This window comes from Brevundimonas sp. GW821-FHT10A07, from assembly GCF_059415785.1.
The window spans coordinates 1-20768 of record NZ_JBWKNX010000015.1; the positions used below are offsets into that span (position 1 = coordinate 1).

20 protein-coding genes, 1 tRNA gene and 1 other RNA gene are annotated in these 20768 nt (G+C 69.7%); 17 read left to right on the forward strand and 5 right to left on the reverse strand.

Annotated features, from left to right (window positions below; translation table 11 throughout):
- Window positions 1-84: 84 nt before the first annotated feature.
- A complete protein-coding gene (locus AC07NC_RS12800; RefSeq protein WP_494569780.1) occupies window positions 85-1524 on the reverse strand; it encodes a hypothetical protein in 1440 nt (479 codons plus the stop codon).
- Window positions 1525-1542: 18 nt separating this feature from the next.
- Window positions 1543-3048, reverse strand: a complete 1506-nt coding sequence (locus AC07NC_RS12805; RefSeq protein WP_494569781.1) for a tetratricopeptide repeat protein — start codon at window positions 3046-3048, stop codon at window positions 1543-1545.
- Window positions 3049-3298: 250 nt separating this feature from the next.
- Here AC07NC_RS12805 and AC07NC_RS12810 point away from each other — a divergent pair, with 250 nt between their 5' ends.
- From AC07NC_RS12810 to AC07NC_RS12835, 6 genes are all read left to right on the forward strand, one after another.
- Window positions 3299-3796, forward strand: coding sequence for a GAF domain-containing protein (locus tag AC07NC_RS12810; protein ID WP_372705033.1), 498 nt, complete (start codon window positions 3299-3301; stop codon window positions 3794-3796).
- Between the two features lie 36 nt (window positions 3797-3832).
- Window positions 3833-4510 carry an SDR family NAD(P)-dependent oxidoreductase gene (locus AC07NC_RS12815; RefSeq protein ID WP_494569782.1) on the forward strand — a complete coding sequence of 226 codons (678 nt, stop codon included), beginning with the start codon at window positions 3833-3835 and terminating at the stop codon, window positions 4508-4510.
- Entirely contained in the window at window positions 4510-5355 is an 846-nt protein-coding gene (locus AC07NC_RS12820) for an HpcH/HpaI aldolase/citrate lyase family protein (RefSeq protein WP_494569783.1), read from the forward strand. The genes AC07NC_RS12815 and AC07NC_RS12820 overlap by 1 nt, the downstream gene beginning before the upstream one ends.
- A 68-nt stretch (window positions 5356-5423) precedes the next feature.
- Entirely contained in the window at window positions 5424-6737 is a 1314-nt protein-coding gene (locus AC07NC_RS12825; RefSeq protein WP_494569784.1) for an Hsp70 family protein, read from the forward strand.
- A 68-nt stretch (window positions 6738-6805) separates the two neighbouring features.
- The gene (locus tag AC07NC_RS12830; protein ID WP_292148366.1) at window positions 6806-7093 is read left to right on the forward strand and encodes a hypothetical protein; all 288 of its coding nucleotides are present in this window, start codon (window positions 6806-6808) and stop codon (window positions 7091-7093) included.
- Window positions 7094-7378: 285 nt separating this feature from the next.
- Window positions 7379-7759, forward strand: a complete 381-nt coding sequence (locus tag AC07NC_RS12835; RefSeq protein WP_494569785.1) for a COG4315 family predicted lipoprotein — start codon at window positions 7379-7381, stop codon at window positions 7757-7759.
- A 330-nt stretch (window positions 7760-8089) separates the two neighbouring features.
- On the opposite strand, the gene AC07NC_RS12840 is transcribed toward AC07NC_RS12835, so the two are convergent.
- Window positions 8090-8165, reverse strand: a tRNA-Ile gene (locus AC07NC_RS12840).
- A 235-nt stretch (window positions 8166-8400) separates the two neighbouring features.
- Between AC07NC_RS12840 and AC07NC_RS12845 the strand changes: the two genes are divergently transcribed.
- The gene (locus tag AC07NC_RS12845; protein ID WP_494569786.1) at window positions 8401-9153 is read left to right on the forward strand and encodes an SIMPL domain-containing protein; all 753 of its coding nucleotides are present in this window, start codon (window positions 8401-8403) and stop codon (window positions 9151-9153) included.
- A gap of 98 nt (window positions 9154-9251) precedes the next feature.
- On the opposite strand, the gene panD is transcribed toward AC07NC_RS12845, so the two are convergent.
- Entirely contained in the window at window positions 9252-9608 is a 357-nt protein-coding gene (gene panD / locus AC07NC_RS12850) for an aspartate 1-decarboxylase (protein ID WP_008263195.1), read from the reverse strand.
- A 222-nt stretch (window positions 9609-9830) separates the two neighbouring features.
- On the opposite strand from panD, the gene sppA reads away from it, so the two are divergent.
- The 3 genes from sppA to AC07NC_RS12865 all read left to right on the forward strand — a co-directional run bounded on the left by sppA (window position 9831) and on the right by AC07NC_RS12865 (window position 12821).
- Window positions 9831-11609, forward strand: coding sequence for a signal peptide peptidase SppA (gene sppA / locus AC07NC_RS12855; protein ID WP_426026686.1), 1779 nt, complete (start codon window positions 9831-9833; stop codon window positions 11607-11609).
- Window positions 11610-11724: 115 nt separating this feature from the next.
- Window positions 11725-12048 carry a hypothetical protein gene (locus AC07NC_RS12860; RefSeq protein WP_008259396.1) on the forward strand — a complete coding sequence of 108 codons (324 nt, stop codon included), beginning with the start codon at window positions 11725-11727 and terminating at the stop codon, window positions 12046-12048.
- An 11-nt stretch (window positions 12049-12059) separates the two neighbouring features.
- Window positions 12060-12821: a peptidoglycan recognition protein family protein gene (locus tag AC07NC_RS12865; protein ID WP_494569787.1), complete on the forward strand. Its 762-nt coding sequence runs from the start codon at window positions 12060-12062 to the stop codon at window positions 12819-12821.
- A 293-nt stretch (window positions 12822-13114) separates the two neighbouring features.
- Here AC07NC_RS12865 and AC07NC_RS12870 read toward each other — a convergent pair whose 3' ends face one another.
- Window positions 13115-13312, reverse strand: coding sequence for a hypothetical protein (locus AC07NC_RS12870; RefSeq protein ID WP_492071176.1), 198 nt, complete (start codon window positions 13310-13312; stop codon window positions 13115-13117).
- A 78-nt stretch (window positions 13313-13390) separates the two neighbouring features.
- Between AC07NC_RS12870 and rnpB the strand changes: the two genes are divergently transcribed.
- From rnpB to AC07NC_RS12905, 7 genes are all read left to right on the forward strand, one after another.
- An RNA gene (rnpB, locus tag AC07NC_RS12875) (RNase P RNA component class A) lies at window positions 13391-13780 on the forward strand.
- Between the two features lie 469 nt (window positions 13781-14249).
- Window positions 14250-14726 (forward strand): division/cell wall cluster transcriptional repressor MraZ, encoded by a 477-nt coding sequence (locus tag AC07NC_RS12880; RefSeq protein ID WP_008263595.1) that lies wholly within the window; start codon window positions 14250-14252, stop codon window positions 14724-14726.
- Window positions 14723-15691 (forward strand): 16S rRNA (cytosine(1402)-N(4))-methyltransferase RsmH, encoded by a 969-nt coding sequence (gene rsmH, locus AC07NC_RS12885; RefSeq protein ID WP_494569788.1) that lies wholly within the window; start codon window positions 14723-14725, stop codon window positions 15689-15691. The genes AC07NC_RS12880 and rsmH overlap by 4 nt, the downstream gene beginning before the upstream one ends.
- Window positions 15688-16119, forward strand: a complete 432-nt coding sequence (gene ftsL / locus AC07NC_RS12890; RefSeq protein WP_494569789.1) for a cell division protein FtsL — start codon at window positions 15688-15690, stop codon at window positions 16117-16119. The genes rsmH and ftsL overlap by 4 nt, the downstream gene beginning before the upstream one ends.
- Window positions 16116-17888, forward strand: a complete 1773-nt coding sequence (locus AC07NC_RS12895) for a peptidoglycan D,D-transpeptidase FtsI family protein (protein WP_154725434.1) — start codon at window positions 16116-16118, stop codon at window positions 17886-17888. Before ftsL ends, AC07NC_RS12895 begins: the two co-directional genes overlap by 4 nt.
- Window positions 17885-19342, forward strand: a complete 1458-nt coding sequence (locus tag AC07NC_RS12900; RefSeq protein WP_494569790.1) for a UDP-N-acetylmuramoyl-L-alanyl-D-glutamate--2,6-diaminopimelate ligase — start codon at window positions 17885-17887, stop codon at window positions 19340-19342. Before AC07NC_RS12895 ends, AC07NC_RS12900 begins: the two co-directional genes overlap by 4 nt.
- Window positions 19335-20765 (forward strand): UDP-N-acetylmuramoyl-tripeptide--D-alanyl-D-alanine ligase, encoded by a 1431-nt coding sequence (locus tag AC07NC_RS12905; protein WP_494569791.1) that lies wholly within the window; start codon window positions 19335-19337, stop codon window positions 20763-20765. The genes AC07NC_RS12900 and AC07NC_RS12905 overlap by 8 nt, the downstream gene beginning before the upstream one ends.
- Window positions 20766-20768 lie beyond the last annotated feature (3 nt).

A 20768-nucleotide genomic window follows, 5' to 3' on the forward strand; every position in this document is an offset into this window, starting at 1 on the left:
GGGGGGAGGATTTTGGTGTTCGCATTCCTCCCCCCTTGGGGGAGGTGGCGCGGCGCGGAGCGCCGTGACGGAGGGGGTGCGGACCTAGAACCAGCCGCCACGGCGCCAGCGGTCGTCGCCGCGGTAGCGGTCGTCGGGGATGTAGCGGCCGGCGCGGTCGTACCAGCCATAGCCCTGCTGGTAGCGGTCGTAGCCGTCGAGGACGTAGGCCTGGTCGAAATAGGGACCGTCTTCCGCCTCCCACCAGTCGCGGGGGTAGGGCGTCTGCTGGCAGTCGTACCCGCCGTCGTTGCCGTTCCAGGACGGGGCGTAGCGGTCGCGGTAGCGGTTCTCGAAGCGGGGGCGGCACAGATCGCGGGACCAGACGCTGTTGCCGCGCGCCTGGATGGTCGCGCGTTCCTCGGCGTAGATGGCGTCGCGGACCCCGGCGAAACTGTTGCCGGTGACGACGGCCCGACCCGAGGCGGCGGCGACGCCGACCTGGTTCACGCGGACGCGGTTCTGATCGAACAGCAGCTCGCCGTTATAGAGGACCGCCCCCTTGTCGCCCTTGCAGATCCGGCTGTTGGAGACCGAGACCGAGGCACCCTCGACCGCCACCCCCTCGACATAGCCGCAGATCTTGGCGTTGCTGACGGCCACCTGGCCGTAGTCGCGCGCGGCGCGGACGATGAGGCCGATGGCGCGGGGGCCGAAATTGTTCGGCTGTTCCGAGCCGATCAGGGTGACCGAGGTCAGGGTGGAGGGCGCGCCCGATCCCGGCGTCAGGTCGACGCCCGACTGGGCCCCGGCGACCGCGGTCTCGTACAGGGTCACGGCGGCGCCGTCGGCGACGATGGCGGCCGAGACGGTGCGGGCGTCGATCAGGACGTCGCGCAGGTCCAGCAGGCCGCCGTCGACATAGAGGGCGGCCTCGTCGCCGACGTGGCGGAAGCCGACCCGGCTCATGACGATCTCGGCATTGTAGCCGACCACGCAGGCCGCATCGCCGCCGCGGGGCGAGGCGAAGACCAGGTCGCGGACCTCGACCCGGACGCCGGGCGCGACGGTCAGGCAGGGCAGGCCGTCCGGCGCCTGAAGGGTCGGCGTCGCCGCATCCCAGCGGCGCGGATCAAAGCCGCTGTCGCCGATGATGGTCATCGGCTTGTCGATGTTCAGCCAGCCGACGCAGGCGCCGGCCCGGGCGCGGATGATCAATGTGCCGCCGGGGCGCACGCGCTGGACCGCGCTTTCGATCGCGCCGGAACCGGGATTGCCGCCGCAATCGACCAGGACGACCTCTTCCTGGTGCGGCGGACGGGGCAGGGGGCGCCAGTCGGGGCCGCGATACCGGCCATAGTCATAGCGGCGATGGGCGCGCGGCCGGCTGCGGGTCGGCGGGTCCAGCAGGACGCCGAAGTTGGGCCGGGTCTGGGCCTCGACCTTGGCGGCGACCTGAGCCTGAACCGGGTCGGGCAGGGCGGCGACGGCGGAAAGCGCGAAGGCCGCGAGGAGCGAGACTTTCGCGAGCGAGCGGATGTTCATGCGACCAGACCCTCCCTGTTAACGGCGCTGTTGTTGGGCGCGGGACACCTGGGACAGCAGGGCCTGCAGGCGCGAGGCCGAGGGGCCGAAGCCCAACAGCGCGGATTCGATGCGGTAGGCGACGGCGTCGGCCTTGTCCTGATCCGCCACCCCCGCGACGCCCAGGGCGAAATAGGTGGACATGGCGAACTTGGCCTCGGGGCTGCCCTGGCGGGCCGCCTCGCTGAACCATTTGAACGAGCGGGCGTAGTCGGCGGGCAGGCCGATCCCCTCGGCGTACATGACCGCCAGGACCAGCTGGGCCTCGGACGAGCCGTTGACGGCGGCCAGCTGGATGGCGCGGACCCGTTCGACCGGGGACAGCCGGCTTTCGGTCGCATGGCCGATCATGGCCTCGAAGGCCTCGATCTGTTGCCGCGACAGTTGCTCGGGCGCGGTGACGGCCTCGGGGGTCACGCCCAGATAGCGCAGGGCGCGGCCGATATGGACGAAGGGCAGTTCGCCCTGCATCCGCGACAGGGCGTATTCATAGGCGTCGCCGCGCGGGCGGCTCTCGTCCGAGAAGGGCACGCCCGAGGCCGGGGCCTCCAGCGGATAGAATTCGAACGGCGGCGTCCACTGACGGGCCTTGGCCTCGACGAAGCCGGCGTACTGGGCGCGGCCGGGCGATGAACGTTCGAAATCCTTCATCAGCACATAGGCGCCGACGTCGCCGGTCTGGACCGCCAGATAGTTGTACAGATAGGCGTCGACGTCGTTGCGCTGGAACAGGTTGATCGCGGCCCAGTAGCCGCCGCGCGGACGCTTCTGGCCGAGGCCCTGGCCGTCGGCCGCGCGGCCCAGGGCCTCGCGCGCCTCGGGATTGTCCTCGGGCTCGCCGAACGGGCCGTACAGACCGTCATGCAGCCGGGCCAGGGTGCGATAGCCCTCGGCGTCCTGGGTCGAGAGGACGTAGATGACCCGGTCGCGCACCGCCTCCTGCTCCTCGCGGCTCATGCGCGACAGCTGGCGGTCCAGCACCTGATAGGCGCGGTGGCGTTCGAAGGCGCGGCAGTCGTCGTAGCGCGACAGCGGGCGCCAGCCGCCGCCGAACAGTCCGCCCCTGTTGCGTTCGACCCGGTTGATCGGGGCGTAGCCCTCGTCATTGGCCAGGGCCATGGCGTACCAGACCGCGCTTTCGATCGGGTCCTCGATATTCTTGTCGGTGGCGCGGACGGCGGCGTAGCGCGAGCCCAGCTCCAGCTGGGCGAAGACGTCGCCGCGGAAGGCGGCGCGGCGCAGGGCGCGCAGACCGGCCTCCTGGGCGTTGAACTCGGACCCCGTCACCGAGGCGGGGCGGGGGCAGGAGAGGGCGGCGTCATTCTGGCCGCCCCGACGCCAGAAGCCCGGCCGGCCGTCGCCGCAACTGGCCAGGAGCAGAACGGCGATCAGAAGGACCACGATCGCCAGGCCGCCGCCGGCCAGGGGCGTGCGATGCCGCTGGAGACGGAAGGGGTCGTGCGCCGTTTTGTCGTGCTCCTTCATCAGTCGCTGTCGCCCCCGGTAATCCTGTGTACGCCATGACGCAGGACGACGCCCACGTGCGCCGACAGGTCCGATCGTTCATCATGGTTAACGCTGTTTTGCGACAAAGCTGTGCGGCAGCAAGCCCCTATTTTCAGGCCGGAGAACCTTGTTGTTTGATTTCCGATGCTTAGAAAATTCGGTCCTGAGACGAAAGCTCGCGTCGGAGACGACCGCCCCCTATATCGGCTGCGAATCGAAGGAGCCGCCCATGTCCTACGTCGCCCGCGACGACCGCCCCGCCAACAAGGCTGACCGCTATGCCGAGGTCGAGGCCGAGGTGCTGGCCGTGCTGGAGGGGGAGCCCAATCTGACGGCGCGGATGGCGACGGTCGCCTCGATGCTGGCCGACGCCTTCGACGACTTCTTCTGGACGGGCTTCTACGTGGTGGCGCCGGACAAGGCGGATGAACTGGTGGTCGGGCCGTATCAGGGGACGCTGGGCTGCCTGCGGATCGCCTTCGGGCGCGGGGTGTGCGGGACGGCGGCGGCGACGCGCCAGACCCAGATCGTCGAGGACGTCCACGCCTTCCCCGGCCATATCGCCTGCGACAGCCGGTCGGCCAGCGAGATCGTCGTGCCGGTGCTGGACGCCAAGGGCGATCTGATCGCCGTGTTCGACGTGGACGCGACGACGCCGGCCGCCTTTGACGCCGTGGACCAGGCGGGGCTGGAGCGGCTGATGGCCAGGGTCTTCGCCGCCGGCTGAGCTGAAGAACAAGAGGGGGAAGGGATGGAGGACGAGATGACGCAACGGGTGATGGTGATCACCGGCGGGCACGGGGTGCTGGGCCGGGCCGTGCTGGAGGCTGCGCAGGCGGCGGGGTTTGCGGTAGCGGTCATCGACCACGCCGAGGGGCATCCGGTTCCGGCCGGGGTGCTGGAGATCGGCGGGGTGGACCTGACCGACCCGGCCCAGGCCGAGGGGGCCGTGGCCTCGGTCATCAGCCGGTTCGGGCGGCTGGACGTGCTGGCCAATATCGCCGGCGGCTTCGTGTGGCAGACGACGGACGACGCGGCGCCGGCCTGGGACCGGATGCAGGCGCTGAACCTGACCACCGCCCTGAACGCCAGCCGCGCGGCCCTGCCGTATCTGAAGGCGGCGTCGGACGGGCGGATCGTCAATGTCGGTTCGGCCGCGGCGCTGAAGCCCGGCGCGGGCATGGGGGCCTATGGGGCGGCCAAGCTGGGGGTTCACGCCCTGACCCAGGCCCTGGCGGAGGAGCTGAAGACCAGTTCGGTCACCGTCAACGCGGTGCTGCCGTCGATCATCGACACCCCGACCAACCGCAAGGACATGCCGGACGCCGATCCGGCGACCTGGGTGGCGCCGGCCGATCTGGCGGCGGTGATCCTGTTCCTGGCCTCGCCCGAGAGCCGGGCCATGACCGGCGCCCTGGTGCCGGTGACCGGGCGGGTCTGATGCGGGGCGATCTGGTCCGCAGCGTGCTTTATCTGCCGGCCTCGAATGCGCGGGCGGTGGAGAAGGCGCGGACGCTGGACTGCGATGTGGCCATTCTGGACCTGGAGGACGCGGTGGCGCCCGAGGCCAAGGCCGAGGCGCGGGCGGCGGCGGTGGCGGCGGTTCGCGCCGGAGGTTTTGGGCCGAGGCTGGGGGTGCGGATCAACGCGCTGGACAGCGACTGGGGCGAAGACGATCTGAACGCCCTGGCGGAGGCGGGGGCCGGCCTGATCGTCGCGCCCAAGGTGGAGACGGTGGAGACGGTCCATGCGATCTCGGTTCGCGCGCCGGGCGCGGCCCTGTGGGCCATGATCGAGACGCCGCGCGGCCTGATCGCCCTGAACGAGATTGCGGCGGCGGGCGGCGGGCTGGAGGGGCTGATGCTGGGGGTCAACGACCTGGCCAAGGCCCTGGGGACCAGGGCCTCGCCGGATCGCGAGCCGTTCAAGCCGTGGCTGGCGGCCCTGGTGGTCGCGGCGCGGGCGCAGGGGCTGGTGGCCATCGACGGGGTGTTCAACCGGATCGAGGATGCGGACGGCCTGGCGGCCGAGGCGGCGCAGGGGCGGCTGTACGGGTTCGACGGCAAGAGCCTGATCCATCCGTCGCAGATCGCGGCCGCCAACGCCGCCTTCTCGCCGTCCGAGGCGGAGGTCGCCCGGGCGCGCGACATTGTCGGGGCCTTCGCCGCGCCGGAGGCCGAGGGGCGGGGCGCGATCCGGGTCGGGGGCGCCATGGTCGAACGCCTGCACCTGGACCAGGCCGAAGCCTTGCTGGCGCGACACGCCGAGGCGACGAACCGCCGGTAAGGCGCCGATCCGGCGTTTCCTATTGCGCCCGGACGCTGTAGGAAGCCCGCCCTTCGAGGAGCCGGGTCATGACCACGCCACAGCCGCTGACGATCGGCATAGATTTCGGCACGACCAATTCCGTCGTCGCCCTGGCCGACCCGACGACCGGCGCCGTCCTGGTGCAGTTCGCGATCGAGGGCGGCGAGACCGCCACCTTCCGCTCGGCCCTCAGCTTCCAGTTCCACGCCGCCGAGGGCGAGGGGCGGCCCGAACGGATCGTCGAGGCCGGGCCCTGGGCCATCGAGGCCTATGTCGAGGATCCGCACGACACCCGGTTCATCCAGTCGTTCAAGACCTTCGCCGCCAGCGCCGCCTTCACCGAGACCCGCATCCACGATCGCCGCTATACGTTCGAGGATCTGCTGTCCGTCTTCCTCCTGAAGCTGCGCCACCATGCGGGGGCGGCCATGGCCGACCTGCCGCCGCGCGTCATCGTCGGCCGGCCCGTCACCTTCGCCGGCGGCCGGCCCGACGAGGCCCTGGCCCTGGAGCGTTATGAGACCGCCTTCAAACGGCTGGGCTTCGAGGACGTCCGCTACGCCTATGAACCGGTCGGCGCCGCCTTCTATTTCGCGCGGACCCTGAAACAGGATGCGACGGTGCTGGTCGCCGATTTCGGCGGGGGCACCAGCGACTTTTCCATCATCCGTTTCGAACACACGCCTGACGGGCTGAAGTCCACGCCCCTGGCCCGGTCGGGCGTGGGGGTGGCGGGCGACGCCTTCGACTACCGGATCATCGACAATCTGGTGTCGCCGGAACTGGGCAAGGGCAGTTTCTACACCAGCCTGGGCAAGACCCTGCCGGCGCCCCAGCGCTATTATTCCGCCTTCGCCCGCTGGGACCAGCTGGCCCTGCTGCGGGCCTCGCGCGACATGCGCGACATCCGGGGCCTGGCCTCGACATCGCTGGAGCCCGAGAAGATCGAGCGGCTGATCGAGGTGCTGGACGACAACCACGGCCACGCCCTGTACCGCGCCGTCTCGACCCTGAAACAGGATCTGTCGCGCGCCGAGACGGCCCAGTTCTCGTTCGTCGCCGGCGGGGTGCGGATCGAGGCTCCAGTCGCCCGCGCCCAGTTCGAGGCCTGGATCGCGCCGGAGCTGACCGCCATAGAGACCGCCCTGGACGAGGCGCTTCAGGCCTCGGGCCTGCCGCTGGAGGGTATCGACCGGGTCTTCCTGACCGGCGGCACCTCCCTGACCCCGGCCGTGCGCGCCCTGTTCCACCGTCGCTTCGGCGCATCGCGGATCGAGACCGGCGGCGAGTTCGAATCCATCGCCGCCGGCCTGGCCCTGATCGGGCTCCAGCCCGACGTGGAGCGCTGGACCGAGGGCTGAGCCGCCGCCGCGGTGCGGGAACATCGGCGGCGCGCGGGTCTTATTTCCTGAAACCCAGGAGACAGACCATGACCGACCGCAACCGCGAGCAACAGGCCGAGGACGCCCTGCCCCAGGGCGTCGCCCGGGGCCGATCGCTGAACACCCCGCCCGAGGAGCTGCGGCTGCGCGCCGGCGGAATCGGGCCGGGCGGCCAGATCGGGCCCGACCCCATGACGCAGCGGCTGCAGGAAGGGCCGTCGTCCAGCCGCCAGCCCGAAGGCGACCTGCCCCAGGGCCCCCTCAGCGCCGACCCCCGCACCCCGGTCCCGACCACCGCGAAGGACGAGGACGTCGACGACCTGGACCAGAGCTGAGGCCGATGGGGGCGGGGAGGCGGCGTCGCCTCAAGCGGAACCCTTGCCGCCGCCCTGCGGCTTGAGCTGAAAGGGGGGCGGACGGTTGGGCTGACGTCGGGTGCGAGCGCTTGTGGAACTTCACGCCGGGTCTCGCCATGGGGGCGGACAGCCGGCGGAAGGGGATTTCCCGGCAGCTCTCAAACCTCTGTCGACCCGTCCGCGCGAGATTTAATCAGGGGGGCGGGAATAATCGCCGTGCGTCGGCTGTCTATTGCAGGTCCAGCCCACAGAAGGAGTTGACCTGTGATAACCCGCGCCATCATCGCAACCGTGTTCGCGCTGTCCGTATCCACCGCCGCGCTGGCCGCTGATCCGGCCAGAACGGGGGAAACCGCAAAAGGTCCCGCGCTCACGAACGCGCAGGGCATGACCCTCTATACGTTCGATAAGGACAGCGACGGCAAATCGGTCTGCAATGGACCCTGCGCCGCAAACTGGCCGCCCTTCGCCGCCGCTGCGGATGCGCAAGCGAGCGGAAGCTATACCGTCGTCATCCGGGACGACGGCTCCCGTCAATGGGCCTACCAGGGCCGCCCCCTCTACACCTGGACCAAGGACGCCAAGCCGGGCGACATCACCGGCGACGGCGTCCTCAACGGCGCTTGGCGCATCGCGCAGCCCTAGGCGCTCTAGGCTGCGGACGCGAGACGAGCAGCTGGCGTGACGGCTGTCCGGACACGACCTCGCCGTCGAGGTCGCCGGGCCGTTCGGGATCCGGCGACTATCGGCAGCGGCCGGGGCTCGTTCGGAGCCGCACGGACCTGGCCTCGCAATGGCTCAGCTGAGCCTTCGCAAGCGACTTTGCCTTCCGAATGAGCCCTGTTCGCCGAAAGCGGACTTTCTCGATGTCTCTTAGTCAGGGGCGGACAGCCAGCCGCTGCATGGGCCGATGACTCCAGTCGCCGAGCCGCTCTTAACCGAATTTGACCCACCTCTTAAGTGGTCCCGAGAAGTTGGTAGGCCCGGAGGGACTCGAACCCCCAACCAGACCGTTATGAGCGGTCGGCTCTAACCATTGAGCTACAGGCCCCCAGGACGCGACGGGACCGGCGGTCCTGGCGCGCGGCGCGGCGGGAGGAACCGCCTAGCAGGGGTTGGCGCGGCTTGCCAAGGGGCGCGGGGTCGTCGGACGGTTTTCGGCGAATTCATCAAGATGAACGGAAACCGACGGGGAGGCGCGGACGTTGGTTCAGGTGTAAAAGGCCAAGGTTGCGGCCATGGATCGGCGAACCCGTCGGTCGGGATCGTTCTACGGAGACTTCTGCATGAAACGCGCGTTCAAAACCCTGATGCTGGGCGGGGCCCTGACGGCCGCCGTCGCCCTGGGCGCGGCCGCGCCGACGATGGCCCAGACCCTGCAGCCGGGCGCGATCCAGATGATGCAGCCCGCGCCGTCGCTGAACCTGTCGGCCTATGGCGAGGTCAAGGCCGCGCCGGACATGGCCACCATCAGCTTCGGCGTCCAGACCGAGGCGGCGACGGCCCAGGAGGCCATGCGCGACAATGCGGCCCGGATGACCCAGGTCATGGCCGCTCTGCGCCGCGCCGGGATCGCCGAGCGCGACGTCCAGACCTCGGGCCTGAACCTGTCGGCGCAATATGACTATGTGCAGAACGAACCGCCCAAGCTGCGCGGCTATCAGGCCGTGAACCGGGTGACGGTGACGATCAACGACCTGAGCAAGGTCGGAACCACCGCCGACGCCGTCGTCGCCGCCGGGGTCAACCAGATCGACGGCATCAGCTTCGGCCTGAAGGATCCGAGCGCGGCCGAGGATCGCGCGCGTCAGCTGGCCGTGCGCGCCCTGCAGGCCAAGGCGCAGCTGTACGCCCAGGCCCTGAACGTCCAGCTGGCCGGCATCCGCAACCTGAGCGAAGGCGGCGGCTATTCGCCCGCGCCGCCGCAGATGTTCGCCGTGCGCGCCATGGCGATGGAAAGCCGCGACAGCACCCCGGTCGCCGCCGGCGAACTGACGGTCCGGGTCGACATCACCGGCGTCTACGACATCGCCCGCTGATCCGCGGTTCGGAATGAAGAAAGGCCCGCCGGCGACGGCGGGCCTTTTTTGCATCGGCGTGAGGGTCGATCGTTTCCCTGGTGGGAAAGGGGCGGGCGTCAGCCGGCGCGCTTGATCTCGTTGGCGTCGTCCAGCAGCACGACATTGGGCGTCCACTGGCGGGCTTCTTCCTGGGGCAGCTGGCCGTAGGTGACGACGATCACCTTGTCGTTCTTCTGGACCAGGCGGGCGGCGGCGCCGTTGACGCCGATGACCCGGGAGCCGCGCGGCGCCTCGATGGCGTAGGTGGTGAACCGCGCGCCGTTGGTGATGTTCAGCACATCGACCTGTTCGTGCGGAAAGATGCCCGCCGCGTCCAGCAGGTCCATGTCGATGGCGATCGAGCCTTCGTAATCGAGGTCGGCCTGGGTCACCGTGGCGCGGTGCAGCTTGGATTTCATCAGGGTGACCAGCATGGGGCGGTCTCCGGTCTATGGCGCGGGGCGACAGGCCCCCGCTCGCTTGCGGCTCATATAGGGATTTCCGGGACGCGCATCAATCGTCACGCGGCGCCGCAACATGGTGGATCCGGGGCGATCCGACGCGCCTACGTTGCGGGACGTTCATTTGACGGTGACCGTTCCGAGGCTATGGTGAAGCCGAGCCATTTTCGGCCCCTTGCGAGCGCGCCTTCTCCCATGAAGCAATTCTTCCTGACGGTCCTGGGTGTCTTCACCGGACTGATCCTGTTCGTCGTCGTCATTCCGGTGGTGCTGCTGACCGTGGCGATCGCCGGCTCGTCCAAGCCGACGGCGCCCGCGACCTCGGTGCTGGAGCTGGACCTGCGCGAGGGCGTCAGCGACCAGCCCTCGACCAATCCGTTCGCGGCCTTCGGCGGGTCCGGCCTGTCGGTGACCCAGGTGGTGGACGGCCTGGCCCAGGCCGAGGAGGACAAGAGCGTCAAGGCCCTGCTGATCCGCCTGCCGGAAAGCGGCATGACCCCGGCGACGGCGGACGAACTGCGCCAGGCGGTCCGCCGCTTCCGCGCCTCGGGCAAGCCGGTCATCGCCCACAGCCAGGGCTTCGCGCCCATGGGGGCGGTGATGTCCACCTATATGGTCGGGGCCTCGGCCTCGGAGCTGTGGATGCAGAACACGGCCGGCTTCCAGGCGACGGGCTTCTCGGCCGACAGCGTCTTCCTGGGGCGGGCGTTCGAGAAATACGGGGTGCGCGCCGATTTCGAGCAGCGCTACGAGTACAAGAACGCCGTCAACGAATACACCCAGAGCGACTATACCGGCCCGCACCGCGAGGCCATGACCGCCTGGATGACCTCCCTCTATGACAGCGCCCTGGCCAATGCGGCCCAGGACCGCAAGACGACGCCGGCGGCGCTGAAGACCGTGATCGAGGCCGGCCCCTATTCGGCCGAACAGGCCCTGGCGAACAAGTTGATCGACAAGATCGGCCAGGTCGAGGAGGCCGAGGCTGAGATCAAGCGCCGCGCCGGCAAGGGCGCCGAAATCGTCGAGTTCGACCAATACACGTCGGACAAGGGCGAGCGGACCGGCTCGGGCAAGAACGCCATCGCCATCGTCGGCGGCGAGGGCGCCATTGTGACCGGACGCAGCGACGGCGGCGGCTTCGGCGGCGGCTCTTCGATCCATTCGGACGACACGGCCGAGGCCATCTATGACGCCATCGAGGACAAGGGCGTGAAGGCCATCGTCTTCCGCGTCTCTTCGCCGGGCGGATCGCCCGAAGCCTCGGAACAGATCCTGGCCGCCGTGCGCGCGGCCCGCGCCGCCGGCAAGCCGGTGGTGGTGTCCATGGGCGCCTATGCCGCCTCGGGCGGCTACTGGATCAGTTCGGAAGCCGACTGGATCGTGGCCCAGCCCTCGACCCTGACCGGCTCGATCGGCGTGTTCGGCGGCAAGTTCGTGATCGCCGACGCCCTGGGCCGGTTCGGCGTGGACATGCGTGAACTGACGGTCGGCGGTCCCTACGCCGACGCCTTCTCGCCGACCCAGTCCTTCACCAACAGTCAGCGCGCCGCCTTCGCCGGCTCGATGGACCGGATCTACGACGACTTCATCACGCGGGTGGCCACGGGCCGCAAACTGGAGCCGGCCCGCGTGCGCGAGATCGCCAAGGGCCGCGTCTGGACCGGCGCCCAGGCCCTGCCGCTGGGCCTGGTCGATCAACTGGGCGGCCTGACCGAGGCGGTGGCCAAGGCCAAGGCCCTGGCCAAGATCCCCGCCGGGGAATCGGTCCGCTTCAAGCATTTCCCCAAGTCGAAGTCGCCGTGGGAAGCCCTGTCCGAGATGTTCGGGGTCCAGAGCGAGGCGGCCCAGGCCCTGGTCATGCTGGGCGGCGTCATGGCCGATCCCCAGGCCCAGGCGGTGATGCGCCGCATCGAAGGCGAGCGGATGCGCAGCGAGGGCGCGGTGGTCCTGGCCGACCAGCCGATGTTCTGAGGCCGGCAGTGACGATCCATCGCACGCAGGCTTGAAGGCGGATCCATTGACCGCGAGGCCCGATGGACCGACATTGTGGAATGGGCGTTCTTCGGGACGCCTGAAAGGATGACCCATGTTCCAGCCTGAACGTCTCGCCACCATCGGCTTCGCCGCTCGCCGCCGGCCCAACGGCCTCGTGGCCTCCGTGATGTGGATCGCCGGCATGATCGCCGCCGTCGCCGCCATGGCCGTGGGCGCGGTCCTGGCCGTCTTCACCGCCGCCGCCGTCGCGGTGATCGCCCTGTTCGCCGGGGTGCTGGTCTTCCTGGCCGGTCTGGCCATGCGCGCGCGCCGCAACCTGGCGCCCCGCCGCCGCGCCGGGGATCCCGACGTGATCGAGGCGCACAAGGTGGACGGGACCTGGGTCGCCTACGGCTGGGAACGCCACGGCCGCTGAGGCCTGAAGCCATGATTGACCTGATTGCGGCGCCCTCGCCGAACTTCGACACGCGTCGGGCGCCGCCCGACATGCTGGTGCTGCACTATACCGGCATGGAGACGGGCGAGGCCGCCCTGGCGCGGCTGCGCGACCCCGAGGCCAAGGTGTCGGCCCATTATCTGGTCGAGGAGGACGGCCGGATCTTCCAGCTTGTGCCCGAAGAACGGCGCGCCTGGCATGCCGGGGCGGGGGTCTGGCGCGGCGAGGACGACTGCAACGCCGCCTCCATCGGCATAGAGATCGTCAATCCGGGCCATGAGTTCGGCTATCGGCTGTTTCCCGAGGCCCAGATCGCGGCGGTCATCGCCCTGATCGGCGACATCCGAGATCGCTGGACCATTCCCGACAACCGCATCATCGCCCATTCCGACCTGGCGCCCGAGCGTAAGACCGATCCCGGCGAACTCTTCCCCTGGAAACGCCTGGCCGAGGCCGGCCACGGCCTCTGGTTCGAACCGGCGGCCGAGCGGATCAAGGCCCTGGGCGGTTTGCTGCAAAAGGGCGACCAGGGGATCGGGGTCGTGGTGCTGCGCGCCGGCCTGCACAGGCTGGGCTATGGGCTGACGCCCGGCGGCGACTATGACGCCGAGACCGAAACCACTGTCCGCGCCTTCCAGCGCCACTGGCGCCCCGACCGCATCGACGGCGTCGCCGACGGCGAGACGCGGGCGCGGCTGGTCGGCCTGCTGCAACTGGCCAGCGTCGAAAGCGTCACGGGCGTGCTGGACTAGGGGGCTGTGCGGTTCTGGAAGGGGCCGAAGACGCGCAGTAGAGATATCGTGTGGGCGCGATCATCGACCTGGTAAAGGATGCGATGGCCTTCGACAGGGCGCTCTCGAACGCCTGTCGTTTCACCTTAGGGCCATCGGAATGGCGTGAGCTGGAGTTCGACGATAGCGCGAGTGATGCGGGCGGATCGCAAGCGCGCCTTCAGTCCGCTGCCAGGCTGAGACAACCAACGCCGCGCGGCCAGCAGGTCGGCGCGCGCTCGAGCGGTGAAGATGACCCGATAAGGCCCGCCCATTCAGCTGAGGCGGGGCTCTTCAAGGTCTTCACCGGCTGCCCAGCGATCCAGCCACTCTAGGGCTTCGTCACCGGAAATGACGCGCCCGGCGGCGATGTCGGCATAGGCTTCGGCCAGGAGGGCGCGCTCATGGACGAGCCGACGCTCGCGCTGCTCCGCGCTTTCCGGCGTCGTCATCTTCGAGGCGGGTTCGGCCATGGGATAATGATATCCCATTTACGGCCTCAACGCATCCGTTGGTTGACCTGCACGCTGCGGCGGCGCATCTAGCCCCCGCCAGACGGCTGGGCGGTCGCGGCGGGACTTGATCTCGTCGAGGAAAGTCCGGGCTCCACGGTGAAAAGGCGGCGGATAACTTCCGCCCGGGGCGACCCGAGGGATAGCGCCACAGAAAGCAAACCTCCGGCCTCGCGAGACCGGTAAGGGTGAAAGGGTGGGGTAAGAGCCCACCGCGTGCCTGGCAACAGGGACGGCATGGCAAGCCCCGCCTGGAGCAAGACCAAATAGGGACATCGCGCGGGGTTCGCCTCGCGGGGCTCACCGCCTCAGATGTCCGGGTAGGTCGCGAGAACCGTTCAGCAATGGACGGTCCAGAGGAATGATCGTCGTCGTTCCAGGTTTCGGCCTGGGGCGGAACAAAACCCGGCTTACAGGCCGTCTGGCATTTTTTAAGGCCTATCGCGCTTCGCGCTGCTTGAGGCGGTTTTCTTGGGCCTATCGCGCTTCGCGCTACTTGAGGCCGGTTTTTCTCGGGCCTATCGGCCTTCTTGAGCCCGTGGGGTGGGACGCCGGCGCCTCCCCATTGCGCGTCGCCTGGTCCGAGTTCGGATTATCCCCGCATTTCAGTGTTCTGGCGACGCTCCTGCAGTTTTGCGGTCGTTAACCTGTTGACGGGTCAGGGAAGGTTAGAACGCCCCACAGCCTGTGAATACTAGGTGTGTTCCGTGTATGTTCTGTATGTTCAAGCGTGCCTAAGTCGTCACATGTCAAAACATGGTTAAATCTTGGCTTCGATCCCATTGAGACCCATTTCGTCCCATGCTATCCCAGTCGCATGATTTGGGGCTGAGAGGCGGGCGCGTCGGGCGTTCGTCGGGCATCTAGGGACGGGCCGAAGGGTTCGATTGGGCAGAGCGTGTTTCTCTCGACCTACGAGAAGCAGCTGGACGGCAAGCGCCGTCTCCTGATCCCGAACGATTTCCGCACGACCGAAAACGGCGCCGCCGGCGGCGTGTTCATCTTTCCCTCCATCGAGGCGGACTGTCTGGAAGCGGGCGGGGACCGCCTGTTCGCCGTCTACGCCGAGATGATCGAGTCCCTGCCGTTCGGTTCCGAAGAACGTTCGGCGCTGGAGTGGCAGGTGATGGGCGAACAGGTGCGCCTGGCCTATGATTCCGGCGGCCGCATCACCCTGCCGGAAGGTCTGTGCGCCGAGGCGGGGCTGGAGGACACGGTCGTCATCGTCGGCCTGAACGACCGGTTCCAGATCTGGTCGCGCGAGAAGTGGGCGGCCCGTCGCGCCGAACAGCGCGCCCTGGCCAAGGCCGGCATGGCCCAGATCGGCGCCCTGAAACTGGCGGCCCAGATGAAACTGGCGGGAGGCGGGTCTTGACCGAAGCGCCCCACGCCCCCGTCCTGCTGGCCGAGGTGATCGAGGCGTTGAAGCCCGGTCCCGGCGATGTGGTGATCGACGCCACTTTCGGCGCCGGCGGCTACACCCGCGCCATACTGGCGACGGGGGCCGAGGTGATCGGTCTGGATCGCGATCCGACGGTTCAGCCGCACGCCGACGCGGTCGCCGCCGACTTCCCTGGCCGGTTCCAGCTGGTGCGCACGCCCTTCTCGGGTCTGGCCCAGGCCTTCGCCGACAGCGGCAAGGCGAAGCTGGACGGCGCCGTGTTCGACATCGGCGTCTCGTCGATGCAGCTGGATCAGGCCGAGCGCGGTTTTTCCTTCATGCGCGACGGGCCGCTGGACATGCGGATGTCGGATGAGGGCGAGACGGCCGCCGACATCGTCAACAGCTGGGACCACGGTCCCCTGGCCCATATCTTCAAACTGTACGGCGAGGAACGCCAGTCGGGCCGCGTCGCCACCGCCATTCTGCGCCGCCGCGTCGAGCAATCCTTCACCCGGACGCTGGACCTGGCCGAGGTGGTCGAAAAAGCCCTGGGCGGACGTCGCGGCGCGCCGATCCATCCGGCGACGCGGGTGTTCCAGGCCCTGCGCATCGCGGTGAACGACGAACTGGGCGAGCTGGAGCGCGGGCTGGAGGCGGCCGAGGCGACCCTGGCGCCCGGCGGCCGCCTGGCGGTGGTCACCTTCCATTCGCTGGAGGACCGGATCGTCAAGGCCTTCCTGACCGAGCGGACCGGCAATACGCCGGCCGGATCGCGTCACGCCCCCATCGCCGTCGATCCGCGCAAGCCCAGTTTCACGCTTCAGTTCAAGGGCGCGCGCGAAGCAGGGGAGGCGGAACGCTCGACCAATCCCCGCGCCCGTTCGGCCAAGCTGCGCGCCGCCGTCCGCACCGAGGCGCCGGCCTGGGGTCGGATCGGCGGGAGGGCTGCGGCATGACCACGGCGCCCTTCTTCACCTATTCCCGCACCGCGCTGCATCGTCTGTTCGACTGGAAGGTGCGCGGCGTGCGCTGGATCGAGATCATCGGCGTGGCCCTGGTCGCCGTGATGATCGTCTCCGTCTATGCGGCCAAGGCGGCGGCGGCGCGCGAGAGCAGCCGCATCGCCCAGCTGGAGCAGGACATCCGCGAGAACGGCCAGCGGGTCCGTCTGCTGCGCGCCGAGGTCGCCCGGCTGGAGCAGCCGGCGCGGCTGGAAAGCCTGTCGCGTCAGATCGGCCTGGCGCCGGTCGAGGTGCATCGTCAAGCCAAGGAAGATCAGCTTCCTGCGCTGAAGGCTGCGCCCGCCCCGGCGCCGGCCACGCCCGTCGTTGCGCAGGCGGCCCCCGCCGAGGTCGCCGCCGCTGCGCCGGAGGCGGTGCAATGAGCGTTCAGGACCATCGCTATCACCGTCCCGCGCCGGGCGTGGACCTTCAGGGCCGGCTGTCGCCCTTCTGGCGCGGCCTGTCGGAACTGGTCTGGCGGCTGGAGCACGGGTTCGAGCGGGCGCGCGCCGATGGGCGGCCCGAAGAGGACACGCGGGTCCGCATCTTCCTGATCCTGATCGTCTTCTCGTGCGTCTTCGCCGGTCTGGCCATCGGCGCCTCGTACAAGGCTCTGTTCGGCGAGGCGGGCGGCCGCTGGGCCGGGGCCAATCCCGACGCTCTGGTGCGCGGCGACCTGACCGATCGCAACGGCGAACTGCTGGCGACCAATATCGTCCACTACGGCCTCTATCTGGACCCGGCCGAGATCTGGGATCGCGACCTGGCCTTCCGTCAGCTGCGTCGCGCCCTGCCGCGATTGCAGGCGGCGCGGCTGCGCAGGGTGCTGGACGGGGACCGTCGCCTGATCGTGCTGACCGGCCTGACGCCCCAGGAGAAGGCGGCGGTTCACGACCTGGCCCTGGGCGGCGTGACGTTCGAGCCGGAAGACCGCCGCGCCTATCCGCTGGGAACCTCGGCGGTGCATCTGATCGGGGATGCGGACACGGGCGGCCAGGGCGTCTCGGGCGCCGAACTGGCGTTCAACGACGAGATCCGGGCGGCGGGTCAGCGGGGCGAGAGCTTCCCCCTGTCCATCGACCTGCGCGTTCAGGGCGTGCTGGAGAACGAACTGGCCGCCGCCGCCGTCAAGAACCAGGCCAAGGGCGCGGTCGGCATCGTCACCGACGTCCAGACCGGCGAGGTCCTGGGCATGGCCAGCTGGCCGAACTTCAGCCAGTCCAATCGCGGCGCCGCGCCCGACGGGGCGACGCTGAACCGCGCCGTCTCGGGCCACTATGAGATGGGGTCGGTGTTCAAGACCTTCACCGTCGCCGCCGGGCTCGACACCGGTCGCGCCGACATGAACACCCTGTTCGACGCCTCGCAGGCCTTCCAGATCGGCGACCGCAAGATCAAGGACTTCCACGCCCAGAACCGGGTGATGACGCTGGAGGAAGTCTATCTGCACTCGTCCAACATCGGCACGTCGCAGCTGGCGGTGCAGATGGGGCCGGACACGATGCGCGACTATTTCCGCCGTCTGGGCCTGCTGGACGCCGCCGGGATCGAGCTGAAGGAATCGGCGCGTCCGGTCGTGCCGCGCCGTTGGGACAGTTCGACCCTGGCCTCGCTGTCGTTCGGCTACGGCATCATGATCACGCCGGCCCAGATGGTTCAGGCCATGGGCGCCCTGACCAACGGCGGGCGGATGGTGCCGCTGTCCCTGCGTCGCGGCGGCGCGCGCGGGGCCCAGCCGCACCAGATCGTCACCGAGGAGACCTCGCGCGCCATTCTGGAGCTGATGCGCAGCAATGTGGTCAAGGGCTCGGGCGGGTTCGCCGATGCGCCGGGCCTGCGGGTCGGGGGCAAGACGGGTTCGGCCAACAAGCTGGTCAACGGCCGCTATGATCCCAGCCGTGCGCTGGGGTCTTTCGCCGCCGTCTTCCCGGTCGACGGTCCGCTGGAGGCCAAACGCTACGCCGTCTTCATCCTGATGGACGAGCCGGGAACCTATCCCAAGACCGGCGCCTATGTGGCCGCGCCCGCGGTGCGCAATGTCGCCGACCGGATCGCCGGCTTCCTGGGGGTCGAGCGCCGCGCCGACCGCTGGCGCACGGCGACCGGCGAGAAGATTCCGGAATATCAGGACGTGCAGGGAGACGGCCTGTGAGCGCCCTGCACCTGTCCGATCTGCTGCGCCGCGACGTGGCCAGCGATCCGATCATCACCGGCGTGACCTCCGACAGCCGCAAGGTCGCGCCCGGCGCCCTGTTCGTCGCCCTGCCGGGCACGGCGGCCGACGGCCGCGCCTTCATTCCCCAGGCCCTGGCCCAGGGGGCGGCCGCCGTGCTGGCGCCGACCGACACGCCGGACAGCGCCGCGCCGGTGCTGGTGACCTCGGGCGACGTGCGCCGGGCCTACGCCATCGCCGCGCGCGGCTTCTACGGCGCCCAGCCCAGGACCTGCGTGGCGGTGACGGGCACCAACGGCAAGACCTCGGTCGCCGCCTTCTGCCGCCAGATCTGGGCCGGCCTGGGCCACAAGTCGGCCAGCATGGGCACCCTGGGCGTCGTGGGCCAGAAGGGCGACAGGACCTACGCCTTGACCGGCCCAGGACTGACCAGCCCCGACGCCGCCGAGGCCGCGCGCCTGATGGCCGAGCTGGCCGCCAAGGACGTGACCCATGTGGCGGTCGAGGCCTCGTCCCACGGCATCGACCAGCGGCGTCTGGACGGGGTGGCGCTGAAGGCGGCGGCCTTCACCAACCTGACCCAGGACCATCTCGATTATCACGGCACGATGGACGACTATCGCGCCGCTAAGATGCGCCTGTTCGAGGCCCTGCTGCCGCGCGGGCGGACGGCGGTGCTGAACGCCGATTCCGACGCCTATTCCGCCTTCGCCGCCGCCTCGATCATGGCCGGGCTGGGCGTGATGGGGGTGGGCGAGCGCGGGCGCGACCTGGCCCTGATCGGCCGCCAGGCGACGCCGGAGGGCCAGCGCCTGACCCTGGACGTGCGCGGCGATGTTCGCGACATCCTGCTGCCCCTGGCCGGCGCCTTCCAGGCCTCGAACGCCCTGGTGGCGGCGGGTCTGTGCATCGCGGCCGGCGACCGGCCCGAGGATGTGATCGGCGCACTGGAAGGCCTGACCGGCGCGCAAGGCCGGCTGCAACGCATCGGCGCCGAGACGGGACGCGGCGAGGTCTATGTCGACTACGCCCATACGCCGGACGGGTTGGAGACGGTGCTGACCGCCTTGAGGCCCCACGCGACGGGTCGGCTGATCGTGGTCTTCGGCGCCGGCGGCGACCGGGATCGCGGCAAACGACCCCTGATGGGCGAGATCGCCGGCCGTCTGGCTGACGTGGCCATCGTCACCGACGACAATCCTCGCAGCGAAGAGCCCGCCTCGATCCGCGCCCAGGTCCGCACCGGCTGCCCCGAGGCGCTGGAGATCGGCGACCGTCGCGCCGCCATCGAGGCGGCGATCGAAATGATGCGCGACGGGGATGTGGTGGTCATCGCCGGAAAAGGGCATGAACAGGGCCAGATCGTCGGCGGGACGACTCATCCGTTCGACGACGCCACCGTCGCGTCCGAGGCCCTGTCGCTGAATGCCTGAATCCACCGCCCGCCCGCTCTGGACGGCCGCCGAAGTCGCCGCCGCCACGGGCGGCGTGCTGCACGGCGACGACCGCCCGATCACGGGCCTGACCTACAACAGCCGCGAGATCGTCCCCGGCGACCTGTTCCTGGCCCTGAAGGGCGCGCGCGACGGGCATGAGTTTGCGGCGAACGCCTTTGCGGCGGGCGCGGCGGCGGCCCTGGTCGAACGGCCGGTCGAGGGCGGGGCCTATGTCGTCGTGCCCGACACCCTGCATGGGCTGGAAGCCCTCGGCGTCGCCGCGCGCGAGCGGGCGCCTCATGTGAAGCGCGGCGCAGTCACCGGCAGCGTCGGCAAGACCAGCGTGACCCAGGCGATCAAGGCCGGGCTCGATCTCGCCGGTCCGGCTCATGCTTCGATCAAGAGCTACAACAACCATATCGGCGTGCCCCTGACCCTGGCGCGGATGCCGGTCGAGACCCGGCGCGCCGTGTTCGAGATCGGCATGAACGCGCCCGGCGAGATCGCGCCTCTGTCGCGCTTCGTCGCCCCCCACGCCGCCTGCGTCACCACCGTCGGCCCGGTCCATATCGAGGCCTTCGCCGACGGCGAGGCGGGGGTGGCGCGCGAGAAGGCCGCCATCTTTCAGGGGCTGGTCCCCGGCGGGACGGCGGTCGCGAACGGCGACGTGGCCTTCTCCGGCGTCCTGTGCGACGCGGCCAGGGCGGTCGGGGCGCGGCTGGTCGTCTTCGGGACCGATCCGGGCCACGACGCCCGGCTGCTGGACTTCCGCCCGGACGCCGAAGGGGCGACAGTCTTCGCCGAACTGTTTGGCAAGTCGCTGGAGTACAGGCTGGCCCAGTCGGGCGCTCACTGGGGCCTGAACAGTCTGTGCGTCCTGCTGATGCTGGACGCCCTGGACGTCGAACTGGACACCGGGCTTCAGGCCCTGGCCGGCTTCCAGCCTCTGGCGGGGCGGGGCCAGACGCGCACGGTCGCCGTGCCCGGCGGCGCCTTCACCCTGATCGACGAGAGCTACAACGCCAATCCCCTGTCGATGACCGCCGGGTTCAAGAGCCTGGGCGCTCGCCCGACGGCCGGCCGGCGGATCGTGGTCCTGACCGACATGCTGGAACTGGGCGACCAGAGCCGCGCCCTGCACGAGGGTCTGGCCCAGCCCATCGAGGCCGCCGGTCTGGATCTGGTCCATGCGGCCGGCCCCGAGATGCGGCGCCTGTACGACGCCCTGCCGGCCTCGCGACGCGGCCTGTGGCGCGAAACCGCTGTCGAACTCGCGGCGGAGGCGTCCGCGCTGGCGGAGGCCGGCGATATCGTCATGGTCAAGGGATCGAACGGATCCAGGGCGTCCCTGATCGCCAGGGCCCTGGCCGACCTGCAAACCGCCTCTTCAAGCCCAGACGCGCCGCGCGCGACCCGATAGAGA

Bases quoted from the DNA above. Each gene is read 5' to 3' on its own strand.
- AC07NC_RS12805 (WP_494569781.1), bottom strand. From the start codon at position 3,048: ATGAAGGAGCACGACAAAACGGCGCACGACCCCTTCCGTCTCCAGCGG.
- AC07NC_RS12800 (WP_494569780.1), bottom strand. From the start codon at position 1,524: ATGAACATCCGCTCGCTCGCGAAAGTCTCGCTCCTCGCGGCCTTCGCG.
- AC07NC_RS12865 (WP_494569787.1), top strand. From the start codon at position 12,060: ATGATTGACCTGATTGCGGCGCCCTCGCCGAACTTCGACACGCGTCGG.
- sppA (WP_426026686.1), top strand. From the start codon at position 9,831: ATGAAGCAATTCTTCCTGACGGTCCTGGGTGTCTTCACCGGACTGATC.
- AC07NC_RS12820 (WP_494569783.1), top strand. From the start codon at position 4,510: ATGCGGGGCGATCTGGTCCGCAGCGTGCTTTATCTGCCGGCCTCGAAT.
- AC07NC_RS12905 (WP_494569791.1), top strand. From the start codon at position 19,335: ATGCCTGAATCCACCGCCCGCCCGCTCTGGACGGCCGCCGAAGTCGCC.
- AC07NC_RS12895 (WP_154725434.1), top strand. From the start codon at position 16,116: ATGAGCGTTCAGGACCATCGCTATCACCGTCCCGCGCCGGGCGTGGAC.
- AC07NC_RS12825 (WP_494569784.1), top strand. From the start codon at position 5,424: ATGACCACGCCACAGCCGCTGACGATCGGCATAGATTTCGGCACGACC.
- AC07NC_RS12830 (WP_292148366.1), top strand. From the start codon at position 6,806: ATGACCGACCGCAACCGCGAGCAACAGGCCGAGGACGCCCTGCCCCAG.
- AC07NC_RS12810 (WP_372705033.1), top strand. From the start codon at position 3,299: ATGTCCTACGTCGCCCGCGACGACCGCCCCGCCAACAAGGCTGACCGC.
- ftsL (WP_494569789.1), top strand. From the start codon at position 15,688: ATGACCACGGCGCCCTTCTTCACCTATTCCCGCACCGCGCTGCATCGT.
- AC07NC_RS12815 (WP_494569782.1), top strand. From the start codon at position 3,833: ATGACGCAACGGGTGATGGTGATCACCGGCGGGCACGGGGTGCTGGGC.
- AC07NC_RS12860 (WP_008259396.1), top strand. From the start codon at position 11,725: ATGTTCCAGCCTGAACGTCTCGCCACCATCGGCTTCGCCGCTCGCCGC.
- panD (WP_008263195.1), bottom strand. From the start codon at position 9,608: ATGCTGGTCACCCTGATGAAATCCAAGCTGCACCGCGCCACGGTGACC.
- AC07NC_RS12870 (WP_492071176.1), bottom strand. From the start codon at position 13,312: ATGGCCGAACCCGCCTCGAAGATGACGACGCCGGAAAGCGCGGAGCAG.
- AC07NC_RS12845 (WP_494569786.1), top strand. From the start codon at position 8,401: ATGAAACGCGCGTTCAAAACCCTGATGCTGGGCGGGGCCCTGACGGCC.